17 protein-coding genes are annotated in these 14,770 nt (G+C 50.8%); all 17 read left to right on the top strand.

Annotated features, from left to right (window positions below):
- Positions 1-41: 41 nt before the first annotated feature.
- The 17 genes from R2X38_RS19055 to R2X38_RS18975 all read left to right on the top strand — a co-directional run bounded on the left by R2X38_RS19055 (position 42) and on the right by R2X38_RS18975 (position 14,582).
- A complete protein-coding gene (locus R2X38_RS19055) occupies positions 42-1,241 on the top strand; it encodes a chemotaxis response regulator protein-glutamate methylesterase (RefSeq protein ID WP_317523929.1) in 1,200 nt (399 codons plus the stop codon).
- 10 nt (positions 1,242-1,251) lie between these two features.
- Complete coding sequence (locus tag R2X38_RS19050) at positions 1,252-2,031, top strand: ParA family protein (protein WP_317523928.1); 780 nt, start codon at positions 1,252-1,254, stop codon at positions 2,029-2,031.
- Positions 2,021-3,238 (top strand): chemotaxis protein CheW, encoded by a 1,218-nt coding sequence (locus R2X38_RS19045; RefSeq protein ID WP_317523927.1) that lies wholly within the window; start codon positions 2,021-2,023, stop codon positions 3,236-3,238. Before R2X38_RS19050 ends, R2X38_RS19045 begins: the two co-directional genes overlap by 11 nt.
- A gap of 62 nt (positions 3,239-3,300) precedes the next feature.
- Entirely contained in the window at positions 3,301-3,795 is a 495-nt protein-coding gene (locus tag R2X38_RS19040) for a chemotaxis protein CheW (RefSeq protein WP_317523926.1), read from the top strand.
- Positions 3,795-4,223: a DUF2802 domain-containing protein gene (locus R2X38_RS19035; protein ID WP_317523925.1), complete on the top strand. Its 429-nt coding sequence runs from the start codon at positions 3,795-3,797 to the stop codon at positions 4,221-4,223. Before R2X38_RS19040 ends, R2X38_RS19035 begins: the two co-directional genes overlap by 1 nt.
- Positions 4,224-4,665: 442 nt before the next feature.
- On the top strand, positions 4,666-5,316 hold the full coding sequence (ccmA, locus tag R2X38_RS19030) for a cytochrome c biogenesis heme-transporting ATPase CcmA (protein WP_317523924.1): 651 nt from the start codon (positions 4,666-4,668) through the stop codon (positions 5,314-5,316).
- Between the two features lie 6 nt (positions 5,317-5,322).
- The gene (gene ccmB, locus R2X38_RS19025; protein WP_317523923.1) at positions 5,323-5,988 is read left to right on the top strand and encodes a heme exporter protein CcmB; all 666 of its coding nucleotides are present in this window, start codon (positions 5,323-5,325) and stop codon (positions 5,986-5,988) included.
- Between the two features lie 302 nt (positions 5,989-6,290).
- Positions 6,291-7,022, top strand: coding sequence for a heme ABC transporter permease (locus tag R2X38_RS19020; RefSeq protein ID WP_317523922.1), 732 nt, complete (start codon positions 6,291-6,293; stop codon positions 7,020-7,022).
- Positions 7,023-7,029: 7 nt separating this feature from the next.
- Complete coding sequence (gene ccmD / locus R2X38_RS19015) at positions 7,030-7,236, top strand: heme exporter protein CcmD (protein ID WP_317523921.1); 207 nt, start codon at positions 7,030-7,032, stop codon at positions 7,234-7,236.
- Positions 7,233-7,718 carry a cytochrome c maturation protein CcmE gene (gene ccmE / locus R2X38_RS19010; RefSeq protein WP_317523920.1) on the top strand — a complete coding sequence of 162 codons (486 nt, stop codon included), beginning with the start codon at positions 7,233-7,235 and terminating at the stop codon, positions 7,716-7,718. Before ccmD ends, ccmE begins: the two co-directional genes overlap by 4 nt.
- The gene (locus tag R2X38_RS19005) at positions 7,718-9,718 is read left to right on the top strand and encodes a heme lyase CcmF/NrfE family subunit (protein ID WP_317523919.1); all 2,001 of its coding nucleotides are present in this window, start codon (positions 7,718-7,720) and stop codon (positions 9,716-9,718) included. The genes ccmE and R2X38_RS19005 overlap by 1 nt, the downstream gene beginning before the upstream one ends.
- The gene (locus R2X38_RS19000) at positions 9,718-10,278 is read left to right on the top strand and encodes a DsbE family thiol:disulfide interchange protein (protein WP_317523918.1); all 561 of its coding nucleotides are present in this window, start codon (positions 9,718-9,720) and stop codon (positions 10,276-10,278) included. Before R2X38_RS19005 ends, R2X38_RS19000 begins: the two co-directional genes overlap by 1 nt.
- 53 nt (positions 10,279-10,331) lie before the next feature.
- Positions 10,332-10,859, top strand: coding sequence for a cytochrome c-type biogenesis protein (locus R2X38_RS18995; RefSeq protein WP_317524041.1), 528 nt, complete (start codon positions 10,332-10,334; stop codon positions 10,857-10,859).
- Entirely contained in the window at positions 10,859-12,070 is a 1,212-nt protein-coding gene (ccmI, locus tag R2X38_RS18990) for a c-type cytochrome biogenesis protein CcmI (protein ID WP_317523917.1), read from the top strand. The genes R2X38_RS18995 and ccmI overlap by 1 nt, the downstream gene beginning before the upstream one ends.
- A gap of 425 nt (positions 12,071-12,495) precedes the next feature.
- On the top strand, positions 12,496-13,263 hold the full coding sequence (locus tag R2X38_RS18985) for a VacJ family lipoprotein (RefSeq protein ID WP_411185576.1): 768 nt from the start codon (positions 12,496-12,498) through the stop codon (positions 13,261-13,263).
- A gap of 239 nt (positions 13,264-13,502) precedes the next feature.
- A complete protein-coding gene (locus tag R2X38_RS18980; protein ID WP_317523915.1) occupies positions 13,503-13,910 on the top strand; it encodes a four helix bundle protein in 408 nt (135 codons plus the stop codon).
- 144 nt (positions 13,911-14,054) lie between these two features.
- A complete protein-coding gene (locus R2X38_RS18975) occupies positions 14,055-14,582 on the top strand; it encodes an elongation factor P hydroxylase (RefSeq protein ID WP_317523914.1) in 528 nt (175 codons plus the stop codon).
- Positions 14,583-14,770 lie beyond the last annotated feature (188 nt).

The raw sequence follows: 14,770 nt of genomic DNA, 5'->3' as shown, positions 1-14,770 counted from the left end.
TCCGAAGGCGCAAGGTTTGTCATCAATAGGATAGAAATAGCATGGCAGTAAAAGTATTGGTGGTGGATGATTCAAGCTTTTTCCGCCGGCGCGTGAGCGAAATTCTTAATGCTGATCCAAGGTTGGAAGTCGTCGGCAATGCTGTAAACGGCAAGGAAGCAGTCGAGATGGCGGGGCGTATGCAGCCTGATGTCATCACCATGGATATTGAAATGCCGGTGATGGATGGGATCACTGCAGTCCGTGAAATCATGCAGGCCAATCCCACGCCAATTTTGATGTTCTCTTCACTGACTCATGAAGGGGCAAAGGCCACACTGGATGCCCTCGACGCCGGAGCGTTGGACTTCCTGCCGAAAAAATTCGAAGACATTGCGCGTAACCGCGATGAAGCGGTAAGTCTGCTACAAAAACGTGTGACAGAACTTGCCCGTAAACGGGTATTTATGCGCCGACCGGCTCGTACTGCAACGACACTCCGTGATGCATCGCGAGATAACTCCCCTGAGCCTGTGCGTCCATTGTCGGCGGCAAGAAGCGCAGTGGGAAGTCAGAGCTTATCAACATCCAACCTCAAATCAGCCAATCCTGTTTCGGCGTTGCGCCAGCCTGCTGCGAGGCCGACAGCGGCAAAACCGGCTGCTCGCTTCAAGCCATCAGGGAAGAAGTACCAGCTGATGGCAATTGGTACCTCGACGGGTGGCCCGGTAGCACTGCAAAAGATATTAACGGCATTGCCAGCCAACTTCCCGCTGCCGATTGTCTTGATCCAGCATATGCCGGCGACTTTCACCGCGGCTTTCGCTGCCCGCTTGAATAATCTCTGCAAGATTGGCGTCAAAGAGGCACAGGACGGTGATGTTTTGAAACCGGGGATGGCCTATCTTGCGCCCGGTGGTATGCAGATGATGCTGGATGGTCGCCCGGGCTCGGTGCGCTTGCGCATTATCGATGGCGGTGATCGGATGAATTACAAGCCTTGTGTCGATGTGACCTTCGGCTCGGCGGCCAAGGTGTACCATGACAAGGTGCTGTCGATGGTACTGACCGGTATGGGTGCCGATGGCCGTGAAGGAGCGCGAATGCTGAAAAACAGCGGTGCGACCATTTGGGCACAGGACGAAGACAGCTGTGTGGTTTACGGCATGCCCCAGGCGGTAGCCAAGGCAGGGATTTCTTCAGAAGATCTGCCATTGGAAAGAATTGCTGAGCGTATCTCGGTTGAGCTAGGGCTGGCGTAGGGAGTTTGCCTTGATAGTCTGGAGTATTGCCAACCAGAAAGGTGGCGTCGGTAAGACCACAACTACGGTATCCCTAGCCGGGCTGCTGAGTGAGCGTAACAAACGGGTTCTGCTCGTCGATACTGATCCCCATGCGTCGTTGACCACCTATCTTAATTTTGATGCCGATGGTGTCTCAGCCAGCTTGTTTGATCTGTTCCAGTTACCCGAGATTACCCGCGATACGGTGAAACCGGTGATCCTGCGTACCCAGTTCAACAATATTGATATCATCCCTGCCCATATGTCGCTGGCAACGCTGGATAGGGTAATGGGTAACCGTGGTGGTATGGGGTTGATCCTCAAAAAAGCCCTGCAGTGCCTGGCCGAAGATTATGATTATGTGCTGATTGACTGTCCGCCGATCCTCGGGGTAATGATGGTCAATGCACTGGCGGCCAGTGACCGTATCCTGATCCCGGTCCAGACAGAGTTTCTGGCGATGAAAGGCCTTGAGCGCATGATGCGCACGTTGCAGATCATGCAAAAGTCCCGTCGTTCACCCTTTAAAGTCACCATCGTACCGACGATGTACGACAAACGGACACGGGCGTCGCTGCAGACCTTGCAGGAGCTGAAGTTACGCTTCCCGGACCAAGTTTGGGCGTCAGCCGTGCCGATTGATACGAAATTCCGCGATGCCAGTATCAAACACATGCCGCCTTCACTCTACTCCCGGAGTAGCCGTGGGGTATTTGCGTATAAAACGTTATTGAATTATTTGGGGCGTCTGCAACAGGATGAGCGATAATACCCGTTTGTCCAGCACTCAGGCGCTGGAAGACTATTTTGTTGATTTACTGCTAGAGCCAGAGCCAGAGCCAGAGCCTGAAACGAAGAGCGAACCTAGCACAGGAACGGCTACGAGCAACGAAGCCAATTCCGAGCTGTCTGCACAAGCGATACAAGCTTCTGTTGAAGAGTCTGGCGTAGTCGATTCTGGTGCTTCAGAACTGGGTGAAGAGACGCCCAGGCCAGATTGCCAATTATCTCAAGATGCTGGGCTGCTGAGCGCTCCTGAAGCTGAAGTGAATGCTTCTCAAACTGAATCAAGCGAAGCGCCACAACGAGCAGAGACCGTGCAACGGGCAGAAGCAGCCATGCCGGCCGCCAAGCCGTTTGATTTTGCCAGCATGGATGATGACGTTCGCAATAATCCGCGCAGTATGCCATCGCCAATGCTGGATAACGTCCAGCGTTTGCTGAATCAGGTTAATAAGGTCAGTCAAGAGAAACCGTCGGTTTCAGCTCAAGAGCCGTCATCGACTATCGATGCCGAGCTGGCAAATGATTGGCAGCAGGTGATGGCTCACGAGCAGACAAGTACCTCGGAAAGTGTTCCTGACGTTGAACAGCCTGAGGAAGAGGTCGCTGAGTCTCAGCCTGTTCAAGAGCAACATCAGCAATCAGATTTGGAACAAGGCCAGGCAGTCAGCTACGAGCTTGAGACCAAAACTTCCGAGAATCTACCGCCTGATAATTGGTCACAGCAAATCCATCAGGGGGATGAGTTCCAAGCCCTGTTCTTTGAAGTCAACGGGGTGACTTTTGCGGTGCCGCTGACCGAACTGGGTGGGATCCATCAATTGGGTGATGTTAACCGCCTGCTTGGGCGTCCGCCCTGGTATCTCGGTCTGATGAGCAGCCGTGAGCATCAGCTGGATGTGGTCGACACGGCTTGCTGGGCTATGCCGGATAAGCTCGATGGCGAAGACTACCGTGAGCAATACAAGTATGTAGTGGTGCTGGGCGAAAGTTCATGGGGTCTGGCGTGCAATGCTTTGCTGGGAACCGAAACCCTATCCGAGCACAGTGTCCGTTGGCGAGAGAAAGCCGGGAAGCGCCCTTGGCTGGCGGGCATGGTAAAAGAAAAAATGTGTGCGCTAATTCATGTTAGTGAGCTAATTTCCATGCTCAAAGCAGGATTAGATGTTAATACCAAACTTAGGCAATCATGAAAGGCTGCGGTATCATCCGGTAGCTAACTGAATGCAGCAAAATAGATCAAAGAGGAAACAGCATGTCACAGGTGAGTGTCGCTGAAATACAAAAAGAAAACAGTAATGATCAAGTCCTGCAGTGGGTAACTTTCCAGCTGGAAGATGAAACCTACGGTATTAACGTGATGCAGGTACGTGAAGTGTTGCGTTATTCCGAAATCGCACCCGTACCGGGCGCACCTGACTACGTACTGGGTATCATCAACCTACGTGGTAACGTTGTGACCGTTATCGATACCCGTTCACGTTTTGGCTTGATGCCGGGCGAGATCTCCGACAACACCCGCATCGTGATCATCGAAGCTGAAAAGCAGGTGATTGGTATTCTGGTAGACAGCGTGGCTGAAGTCGTTTACCTGCGCAGCTCAGAAATCGACAGCACGCCAAGCGTCGGTACGGAAGAGAGCGCCAAGTTTATTCAGGGGGTTAGCAACCGTGATGGTCAGCTGTTGATCTTGGTTGATCTGAATAAGCTACTATCAGATGAAGAATGGGACGAGATGGCGTACCTATAATGCTAGAGATGTTGTTGCAATGGTTACCGCTGGCCTTGTCGCTGTTGGCGATTGTGGTCGCATGGTTGATGGTAAGACGTGAGCGTGTTGCCCGCCAGGCCCTTGAAACCAAATTTGCAGCGACAGAGTTGGTATTGAAAAATGCCCGTCAGCAGCAGGAAAGTTTGGTTAAACAGTTTAACGAACTGCGAGCGGGCACCATGGGAATGAGCCAAAAATTGGCGGACATGGCTCGACACCTAGAAGAGCTGTCCGATCGCCAAGGCGAGTTGGCCATGCAGGATCCCGATAGCCGTCTGTACAGCCGCGCCAGTAAAATGGTTGAACTCGGTGCTGACGTCAACGAGCTGATGCGTGAGTGCGACTTGCCAAAAGCCGAAGCCGAGTTGCTGCTGCGACTGCAGCAGATGCATCATTCTCGTCGGTAGGCGAGGGGCAATTGGCTATAGGCAAGTGGTCAAGAGCTCACAGCCTATCAGTCAATGTCAATATAATTCCCTTTGACTTTAACCTAAGTGAGGGGAATTTTGCATCGCCCATCGCCCATCGCCCATCGCCCATCGCCTGCTTCTAACTTGTAACCATTCTTTTCATTCTATTCACATCCATTAACAAGTGCATTTGTCTTAAAAAATAGTAAGTTGCGACGAAAGTGTGCGGTCCGTTACACCTTTTACTATTTTTAAAGCTTCTTGTGGCACTTTTTTTATGTCTGCTTGTCCATTTTTGCTATGGGTAGATTTTGGAAACTGAGTGCTTGGGTTAGGCGCAGTATGGAAGTCACAATTACAGCCTCTGCTCTCTAACAACAGGGTAGGCCGCTGTGGTACTATGCGAGTCAAATTGTGACACCTAGGATGCATCATTTTTATGTTGTCTGTTGAAGAGTTAAGTTGTACCCGAGACGAAAGGGTATTGTTTGAAAACCTGCATTTCACGGTTTCGTCGGGAGAACTGGTTCAGATCGAAGGCCACAATGGTGCCGGTAAAACCACTTTGTTACGTATTCTGGCAGGGCTTGGCCGTGCAGATGATGGCCGTGTTTGCTGGCTTGACGAAGATATCGAATCAGCACGGGAAGATTACCATCAAGAGCTTTTGTTCCTCGGCCACCAGACAGGGGTCAAACGTGAGCTGACGGCGTATGAAAACTTGGCTTACTTTCAATCGATGCATCTGTGCAACGAAGAGTCAGATTTAAATGGCGAACCTCAGGTCTCAGGCAAAGACAGCCTATGGCAGGCATTGGCCCAAGTGGGTTTGGCAGGGCGCGAGGACGTGCCTGCCGGGCAGCTCTCTGCTGGTCAGCAACGCCGGGTTGCGCTGGCAAGACTGTGGCTGAGTAACCATAAGCTGTGGATTTTGGATGAACCCCTGACCGCGATAGATAAGCAAGGGGTCAAGGTGCTGGAGGGTTTGTTCCTGGCTCATGCCAAGCGAGGTGGAATTGTGGTATTGACCACTCACCAAGATATGTTCACAGACAGTGATCAGCTACGAAAAATCAAGTTGGGGCAGTAATAGACGATGAGTGCGATTTTTCATGTGATCCGCCGTGAACTTTTGATAGCCTTCCGCCGCCAGGCTGAGGTCTTTAATCCGTTGTGGTTTTTCATTATTGTTATCACGCTTTTTCCACTCGGTGTCGGTCCTGAGCCAAACTTGTTGGCACGTATTGCGCCGGGCATTGTTTGGGTCGCTGCGTTGTTGGCGGCTTTGCTTTCTATGGAGCGTTTGTTCCGTGACGATTTTGTCGATGGTTCACTAGAGCAAATGTTGCTGATGCCAACGCCATTGCCGGTTCTGGCCTTTGCCAAAATGCTGGCGCACTGGATGCTGACAGGCTTGCCACTGCTGTTGATTAGCCCGTTGCTGGCTATTTTGCTCTCCTTGGAGTGGGATACGTGGAAGGCGGTTGTCCTGACCCTACTTATCGGGACACCGACGTTAAGCTTTCTGGGGGCGATTGGGGTTGCCCTGACGGTGGGATTGCGAAAAGGTGGGGTTTTATTGAGCTTGCTCATTTTGCCGCTCTATATTCCTGTGCTTATATTCGCGACCTCCGCAATAGATGCGGCCAGTTTGGGTATGCCTTACAACGGCCAGCTGGCACTGATGGGGGCGATGTTAGTGGCGTCTGCAACACTTTCTCCCTTTGCTGTCGCAGCTTCATTACGCATTAGTGTGCAATAACTGATTACAATTAACTAAGATTTGTGCTGTCTCATGAGATTGGATCTCATGAGACAATTTTGAGCAAGAACAAGGAAGCGGACGATAACTAACCCATTACCCCTTAAGGGGTATTTAGGTTGGCGTGGCATTCTGGATGATGGGGTGATAGAAAGCCCTTTGACACCAGATGCTTATACCTAGGTTCGCCTAGGTAGAAAGTCGTCGAATGATAAGCAGCACCTTAGGCGGTCCAGGACAGGTATTTGAGCCAAGTGTTGTTTAGATACGTAATTATTATATTAAATGAGTAGAGCAGAAATATGTGGAAGTGGTTACATCCCTACGCGAAAGCTGAGAACTGCTACCGTTTGTGCGGTACCTTGTTGCCTTGGTTTTCCATCATCGCTTTGTTATCCATCCTGATAGGCACAGTATGGGGGTTGATGTATGCCCCGACAGACTATCAGCAGGGTGACAGTTTCCGTATCATTTACCTGCACGTTCCTGCGGCCATCTGGTCGATGGGGGCTTACATGTCGATGGCAATCGCTGCCTTTATCGGTTTGGTATGGCAGATCCGCTTGTCGAACATGGCAGCGCTTGCTATGGCGCCGATCGGTGCGGTATTTACGGTTATCGCCTTGTTGACCGGCGCTATCTGGGGCAAGCCGATGTGGGGCGCATGGTGGGTATGGGATGCCCGTTTGACCTCTGAACTGATCCTACTTTTCCTCTACCTGGGTGTGATCGCGCTTTACAACGCCTTCGACGATCAAAAAACTGCAGGTAAAGCGGCCGGTATCCTGGCGATTGTTGGTGTGATTAACCTACCTATTATCCATTTCTCGGTAGAGTGGTGGAATACCCTACACCAGGGTGCCACGATCACTAAATTTGCCAAGCCATCAATCGCGACCACCATGCTGTGGCCACTGCTGTTGAACATTATCGGTTTTGCCTGTTTCTTTGGTGCGTTGACCATGGTGCGTCTGCGTAACGAAATTATTGCCCGTGAAAGCCACCGCCCTTGGGTGCGTGCCCTGATGAAGTGAGGCCATTATGCATTTTGACTCTTTTAGCGACTTCTTGGCGATGGGCGGGTATGCCTCTTACGTATGGAGTGCCTACGGTATCTCCTTTGGCGCCTTGCTGTGGTTGATGATTTCAAGCCTGAATACCAAACGCCGCCTAGCGGCCGAGATCAAGAATAAAATTGCGCGTGAGAAGCGCATTAAAGATGCGGAAAAACTGGAGAACACATTATGAACCCGAGACGTAAAAAGCGCCTGACGTTGGTATTGGCGTTGGTAGTAGGCCTCGGTGCAACCATCGGGTTGCTGCTGTATGCACTGAACCAGAATATGGATTTGTTCTATACCCCGACTGAGTTGGTTCAGGGTAAGAAAGACGGTACTAAGCCAGAAGTCGGCCAGCGTTTGCGTATTGGCGGCATGGTGGTTGAAGGTTCGGTTGTACGTGATCCCCAGTCTTTGCAGGTAACCTTCGACGTGGCTGATATTGGCCCGGCGGTAACCATCAAGTACGACGGTATCCTGCCTGATCTGTTCCGTGAAGGGCAGGGCATTGTTGCTCAGGGTGTTTTGGTAGATGCCAACACTATCCAGGCCCACGAAGTATTAGCGAAGCACGATGAAGAGTACATGCCACCGGAAGTGGCAGAAGCGATGCAGAAAACACACGCGCCGCTTCAGTACACCGATGAACAATTGCAGGGTAGTGCTCAATAATGATTGCAGAAATAGGCAACTTTAGCCTGATTGTTGCACTGGGATTATCCATCCTAGTCAGCATTTATCCGCTGTACGGTGCATCCGTCGGCAACCAGGCGCTCATGCGAATGGCCCGTCCGCTAACTTATGGTATTTTCGGCATGATCCTAGTGTCGTTTATCATCCTTAGCTGGTCATTTTACATTAACGATTTTACGGTTGTTTATGTCGCCAGTAACTCGAACTCTATGCTGCCGTGGTACTACCGCCTGTCAGCTGTTTGGGGTGGCCACGAAGGCTCGCTACTGCTATGGGTGCTTATCCAGGCGGGTTGGGCCGTTGCGGTTGCGGTATTTAGCCGCGGTATGCCGCTAGAATCGCTGGCACGCGTTCTTGCTGTGATGGGTATGATTGCGATTGGCTTCTTGCTGTTTATCATCGCAACGTCAAACCCGTTCCTGCGTACTCTGCCATTCTTCCCTGTTGATGGCCGTGACCTTAACCCACTGCTGCAAGACCCGGGTCTAATCATTCACCCACCGCTGCTTTACATGGGCTACGTAGGCTTCTCGGTTGCGTTTGCATTTGCGATTGCGTCACTGATGACCGGCCGTTTGGATACCGCTTGGGCACGTTGGTCTCGTCCTTGGACAATCGCGGCATGGGCATTCCTGACCCTGGGTATCGCGCTTGGTTCTTGGTGGGCTTACTACGAACTTGGCTGGGGCGGCTGGTGGTTCTGGGATCCAGTAGAAAACGCCTCCTTCATGCCATGGCTTGCCGGTACGGCACTGATGCACTCGCTGGCCGTGACTGAAAAACGCGGTACGTTCAAAGCATGGACCGTACTGCTGGCTATCTCGGCGTTCTCACTGAGCTTGCTGGGTACTTTCCTGGTTCGCTCGGGCGTACTGGTGTCGGTACACGCCTTTGCGTCTGATCCGGCGCGAGGCATGTTCATTCTTGGTTTCCTTGTGGTGGTTATCGGTGGCTCGTTGTTGCTTTACGCGCTACGTGGCGCTCAGATCCGCTCTCGTGGTAACTACAGCCTGTTCTCTCGTGAGAACTTGCTACTAGCGAACAACCTATTACTGGTTGCCGCGCTGTTGGTTGTTTTGATTGGTACCTTGCTACCGCTTGTTCACAAACAAATCGGCTTAGGTTCTGTCTCTATCGGTGTGCCGTTCTTCAACACCTTGTTTACTTGGTTGATGATCCCATTTGCCTTTATTCTGGGTATCGGTCCACTGGTGCGCTGGAAACGCGACAAGCTGTCTAGTATCAGCAAGCAGATGACTATCTCCGCCATTATCACTGTTCCGTTGGCGTTCCTGTCGGTATGGCTGTTCACAGATATCCTTGAGCCAATGGCGGTTCTGGGTATGGCGATGGCGATTTGGATCATTGTGATGCACGGTTTTGAACTCTACGAGCGCGCGACGCACCGTCATAGCTTGTGGGTGGGTCTCGGCAAGCTAGGCCGCAGTCACTGGGCGATGGTACTGGGCCATATGGGCTTGGCTGTATCTGTCATTGGTATTGCACTGGTATCGAACTACGATATCGAGCGCGATGTGCGTATGGCACCGGGTGAAACCGTACAGGTTCAGGGTTATGACTTCCATTTCGCAGGTCTGCGCGATGCAGATGGCCCTAACTACGACGGCTACATTGCTGATTTCAACATTACCCGTGACGGTAAGCGTGTCACTACGCTGCACGCTGAAAAGCGTTTCTACTCGGTAGCCGGGTCGATGATGACCGAAGCAGCAATCGACAGCGGTGTCACCCGTGACCTATATGTGGCGATGGGTGAGAAGCTAGGTGATGGCGCTTGGGCGGTACGTATTTACTTCAAGCCGTTTGTTAACTGGATTTGGTTCGGTGCTGCCTTGATGGCACTGGGTGGTGCATTGGCTATCAGCGACAAGCGCTACCGTTTCCGCAAGAAAGCGGAAAAGGGACTGTCTACAGAGCAGGCTGGCAAGGTCGCTAAGCAGGAGGCGAAGGCAAACTAATGAACAAGAAGTTACTTTTTATCCCTCTGGTGCTGTTCTTGGGGCTGGTGGTGATGTTCATGATCCAGCTGAGCCGCAACGCTGACGGCGACGATCCAACCAAGTTGGAATCTGTATTGGTCGGTAAACCTGTTCCCCAGTTCAAGTTGGAAGACTTGGTCGAAGCGGGCAAGCTTTACGAGCAAGATATTTTCAAGGGCGAACCGCTACTGCTTAACGTTTGGGCGACATGGTGTCCGACGTGTTATGCCGAGCATACTTACCTCAACCAACTGGCGAGCGAAGGCGTGAAAATTATCGGCCTTAACTACAAGGACGAGCGCCTGAAAGCCGTTCGCTGGTTGAACGAGCTGGGTAACCCTTACCTACACAGCTTGTTTGATGGCAACGGTATGTTGGGAATGGATCTGGGCGTCTATGGTGCACCGGAAACTTTCCTTATCGATGCCAACGGTATTATCCGCTACCGCCATGTTGGTGATGTCAACGACCGTAACTGGAACGACACATTAAAACCAATGTACGAAGCCTTGATTGAGGAGGCGCGCAGGGGTAAATGATTATTTCTCGTCGAATGGCCCAGTTGTTTACGGGCCCAGTATTAGCGTTGGCGATGATGCTTGGTGGTACGGCGTTGCTTGCAACGTCAATTCCCGCCTTGGCATTCACTGATGTGTATGACTTCGAGTCGGCTCAGCAGGAAAAAGATTTCCAAGAGCTGACAGCAACGCTGCGCTGCCCAAAATGTCAGAACAACAATATCGCTGACTCCAATGCGGCTTTGGCGCTAGATATGCGTCAAAAGACTTATGAGCTGCTTCAGGAAGGTAAGAGCAAGCAGGATGTTGTGGATTACATGATTGCCCGTTACGGTAACTTTGTGACCTACAACCCGCCGGTGATGGCCTCAACCTTAATCCTTTGGTTAGGTCCACTGTTCTTCATTGTTGCTGGTTTTACAGTGCTGGTTATGCGCTCACGCAAAGGCAATGAAAAAGTGACCGATACAACCTTGGAAGTTGATGAGCAGGCGCGTTTGAAAGCGCTCATGTCTGAAATAGGGTCAGAAATGAGCGCTGAAAATGGGTCTGAAGCTAGTAAGTCCACACAGCAGACTAACCAAGACGGTAAGGTGAAATAATGACAATGTTTTGGGTAATTTCCGCCCTCTTGGTACTGATCGCAATGGCTATCTTTGTCGTGCCAATGTACAAAGGCAAAGAGCAAGATGAAGTAGCCAGCCGAGATGAGCTGAACAAAGCCTTCTTTAAAGATCGTATGGACGAGCTAAAAGAAGAAAGCAGCGAAGGTTTGGTTGAAAACAGAGATGAGCTGGTTGTTGAACTTCAACAGTCCCTGCTTGATGATGTGCCAGCCAATGCTGAACAGACCAAAACTAAAGTAAGCACGACTATGCTGATCCCAGGCTTGATCCTGTTGGTCGGTGTGAGCTTTGGTATGTACATGAAAGTCGGGAGCTTGGACAAGGTTCAGGCGTGGAACGACACGGTTGCCCGTTTGCCTGAGCTATCTCAGCGCTTGATGGATGAATCCAATCCACTGAGCGATCAGGAGATGGAAGATCTGACGCTTGCACTGCGTACCCGTCTGCACAGCAATCCAAACGATGCCACGGGTTGGCTTCTGCTGGGCCGGATAGGTATGGCTAACCGTGATGCGGAAACAGCACAAGATGCGATGAATCGTGCCTACCGCCTTGATCCGACCAACCCTGAAGTGATGTTGAGCTTCGGCCAGACGCTGATGATGATTGGCGATCCGGCACAAAGCGAGCGTGCCCGTGTACTACTTCGCAGTGTATTACGCGTCGATCATGCCAATATTCGTGCATTGTCGCTGCTGGCTTTCGATGCGTTTGAAAGCAGTGATTTCCAGCAGGCGATTAACTACTGGAACATGATGAAGCAGCTAATCGGTTCGGATGACCCACGTGCCGAAATGCTTGATCGCAGTATTGCTCGTGCTCAATCTCAGCTTGATCGTGGCAAGAACACCGCAACATCGGTATCTGTGACCGTTGATTTAGATTCAAGTGTGAAAGTGCCTGAGCAGGGCTTAGTGTTTGTCTCTGTCCATTCTGCTGATGGTGCTCCGATGCCGGTGGCTGCGCGCCGTGTACCATTGTCGGCATTCCCATTCACTATTACGCTGGACGACAACGATAGCATGATCCCTGAGCGTCCTATGACCTCATTGCAGGATATGATCATTAAAGCCCGTATCGATACCGATGGTAACGTGATGACTCGCAATGGCGACTGGTACGGTCAAAGTGAGGTTATTTCACTAGGCGGTTCGACCAACGTAGTGATAAATACAAAATATCAATAAAATCTATTACTTGAGCTGGTAGAGATAATAAAGGCCGGATACTATTAAGTACTGGCCTTTTGTTTTTTGAGCTATAAAGAAAGCTGTGTCAGTTAATACATAAATTTGACTGATGTCTGAGCACTTAGCATAAAAGTGCTAGATGTTTGAGGGCGCTGATATTACCATTGAGCGCGGTTTCAGCCTGATATGCCATGGAAAGAACATTGAAAAAACATCTACTTGCTATCGCCATTTCATTGACACTGACAGCGTGCGCGCAGTCGCCGGAAGAACAAACACAGTCAGATATCACTAATCGTGAACAATCATCTATTGAGCAAAATGACACGGTAGAGCTAGATGTGACAGGCTCGGATACAGATTCAGGCTCGGGTACTGATTCAGGTGTAGAAACGGATGAAGTCGCGTCTGAAGCCAACGGTATTGATGAGTTCGGCGATTACGATCAAGAGTACGACGAAGATCTCGCTGCAGTGCTTGAAGAAGTCGAGCAAGGCGAAGGAGAGTATGGGGTACCCGGTGTTTACGATCCTTTCGAAGGCTTTAACCGCGCAATGTGGAACTTGAACTACGACTACTTTGACCCGTATTTGGCGCGTCCGGTGTCATTGGCCTACGTAGATTACACCCCGTCATTTATCCGCACCGGTATCAAGAACTTCCTGGCGAACCTCGATGAGCCTGCCAGCATGGTCAACAGCGCCTTGATGCTAAACGGCGAAGAAGCCGTGCGCCATTTCAACCGCTTCTGGATCAACTCCACCTTCGGTGTATTTGGCTTGATTGATATTGCCTCTGCTGCTGATATCCGTAAACCTGTCGACAAACAGTTCGGTGACACCATGGGCAAATACGGCGTCGCCAACGGCCCGTACTTCATGTTCCCTGTTTACGGTCCGCTGACATTGCGCGAAGGTGCCGGTGATATTGTCGACGGATTGTACTTGCCGTTGAGTGCTTTGAACTTCTGGCAGAGCTTTGGCAAATGGATTTTCGAAGGTATGGAAGACAGGGCGGCACTGGTCAACCAAGAAGCGATCTTGAGAGACTCTCCTGACTCCTACATCTTTACCCGAGATGCCTATATCCAGAACAAAAACTTCCGCGCCACCGGTGGCAACATTGAGGTGCTAGAGCAGGAAGACGAAGCGTATCTGGATGATTTCCTCGACGAGATAGATGCGGAATAGCAGGTGCGAGAACCTAGAACCTAGATAGAGCGGCCCTGGGAAGAGCGGGTCCTAGGGCCTAGGGAGAGCGAGAGCAGGGTTCTAGGAAAAAATGGCCCTAGTTCCTGGGAAAAGATTAAGAGCAAAAGAGCTTGAAAAGCTGTACATTCTCTCGAATCTTCTTGCAGTACCCAGTACCCAGTACCCAGTACCCAGTACCCAGTACCCAGTACCCAGTACCCAGTACCCATGGAGGGGGAATGGAATACCGAAAACTTCATATTTGGCAGGAAAGCTTTCAGATAGCGGTGGACGTTCATCGATTATTTGTTTCATGTAAGGATTTTGGCTTCAAAGATCAAATAAGTCGGTCTTCTGTATCTGTTCCTTCGAATATCGCAGAAGGCGAAGAACGAGAAACACGTAAGGAATCTGTCCGTTTCTTATATTACGCTAAAGGCTCATGTGGTGAGTTAGTTACACAGTTACTGTTGGCGAAGGAGTTTGGCTATATCGGTCAGGATGAAGCCGATGAATTAGTAGTAAGAGCTAATATTGTTAGCCGAAAAATTGCTAGTTTAATCAAATTTCGAAGTGGGCAAGTCAAAGAATCTAGCGGAATTTATGATGTCTCTGAGTTTGGCATCTCTGAGAAATATCAAGATTAGAAATAGCAGATTGTTCTTGATAATATCGCTGCATTCGCAATTAATACTACAGGACCCAGGACCCAGGACCCAGGACCCAGGACCCAGGACCCAGGACCCAGGACCCAGGACCCAGGACCCAGGACCCAGCCACTAGGATCTGCTTTGTTAGTTCATTCAAACACCGACATCATCAACATCTTCAACCAAACATTTTTAGACTCCTTCAACACCGAACTTATCCTTGGTGGTGACGAGCCGATTTACTTGCCGGCTGATGATCAGTACCCTCACCATAGGGTTATTTTTGCCCGTGGCTATTTTGCTTCGGCACTGCACGAAATTGCCCACTGGTGTATCGCCGGCCCACAGCGCAGATTGTTGGAGGACTATGGCTATTGGTATGAGCCCGATGGTCGAACAGCTGAAGTACAAGCTGAGTTCGAAAAGGTTGAAATCAAACCCCAAGCCGTCGAATGGATCCTTGCGGCAAGCTGTGGTTTCCGCTTCCAAGTGAGCTGTGATAACCTAAGCGGAAATTGCGAACCAGACCGAGTAGGGTTTACAAACAAAGTACGCAAGCAGGTGTTGGTTTACCTTCAAGAAGGCATGCCAGCCCGAGCCAAAACTTTATCGGACGCACTACGAAGCCATTACGGGGTAGAGCCGCTAGTGGCGGGGATGTTTGAATAGAAAGAGCTGGAACTGGGAAGAGCTGGTCCTAGGTTCTAGGAAAAGCGAAAACGAGGTCCTAGGAGAAGCGGGAATAGCGAAGAGCTTGACATCGTTTAGCTACGAGCAAATGCTTTTGCAGGACCCAGGACCCAGGACCCAGGACCCAGGACCCAGGACCCAGGACCCAGGACCCAGGACCCAGGACC

The organism is Photobacterium rosenbergii, from assembly GCF_033022775.1.
Classification (GTDB): domain Bacteria; phylum Pseudomonadota; class Gammaproteobacteria; order Enterobacterales; family Vibrionaceae; genus Photobacterium; species Photobacterium rosenbergii_A.
Note: the sequence above shows the minus strand (reverse complement) of the source record. Positions and strands in the feature narration are given on the sequence as shown.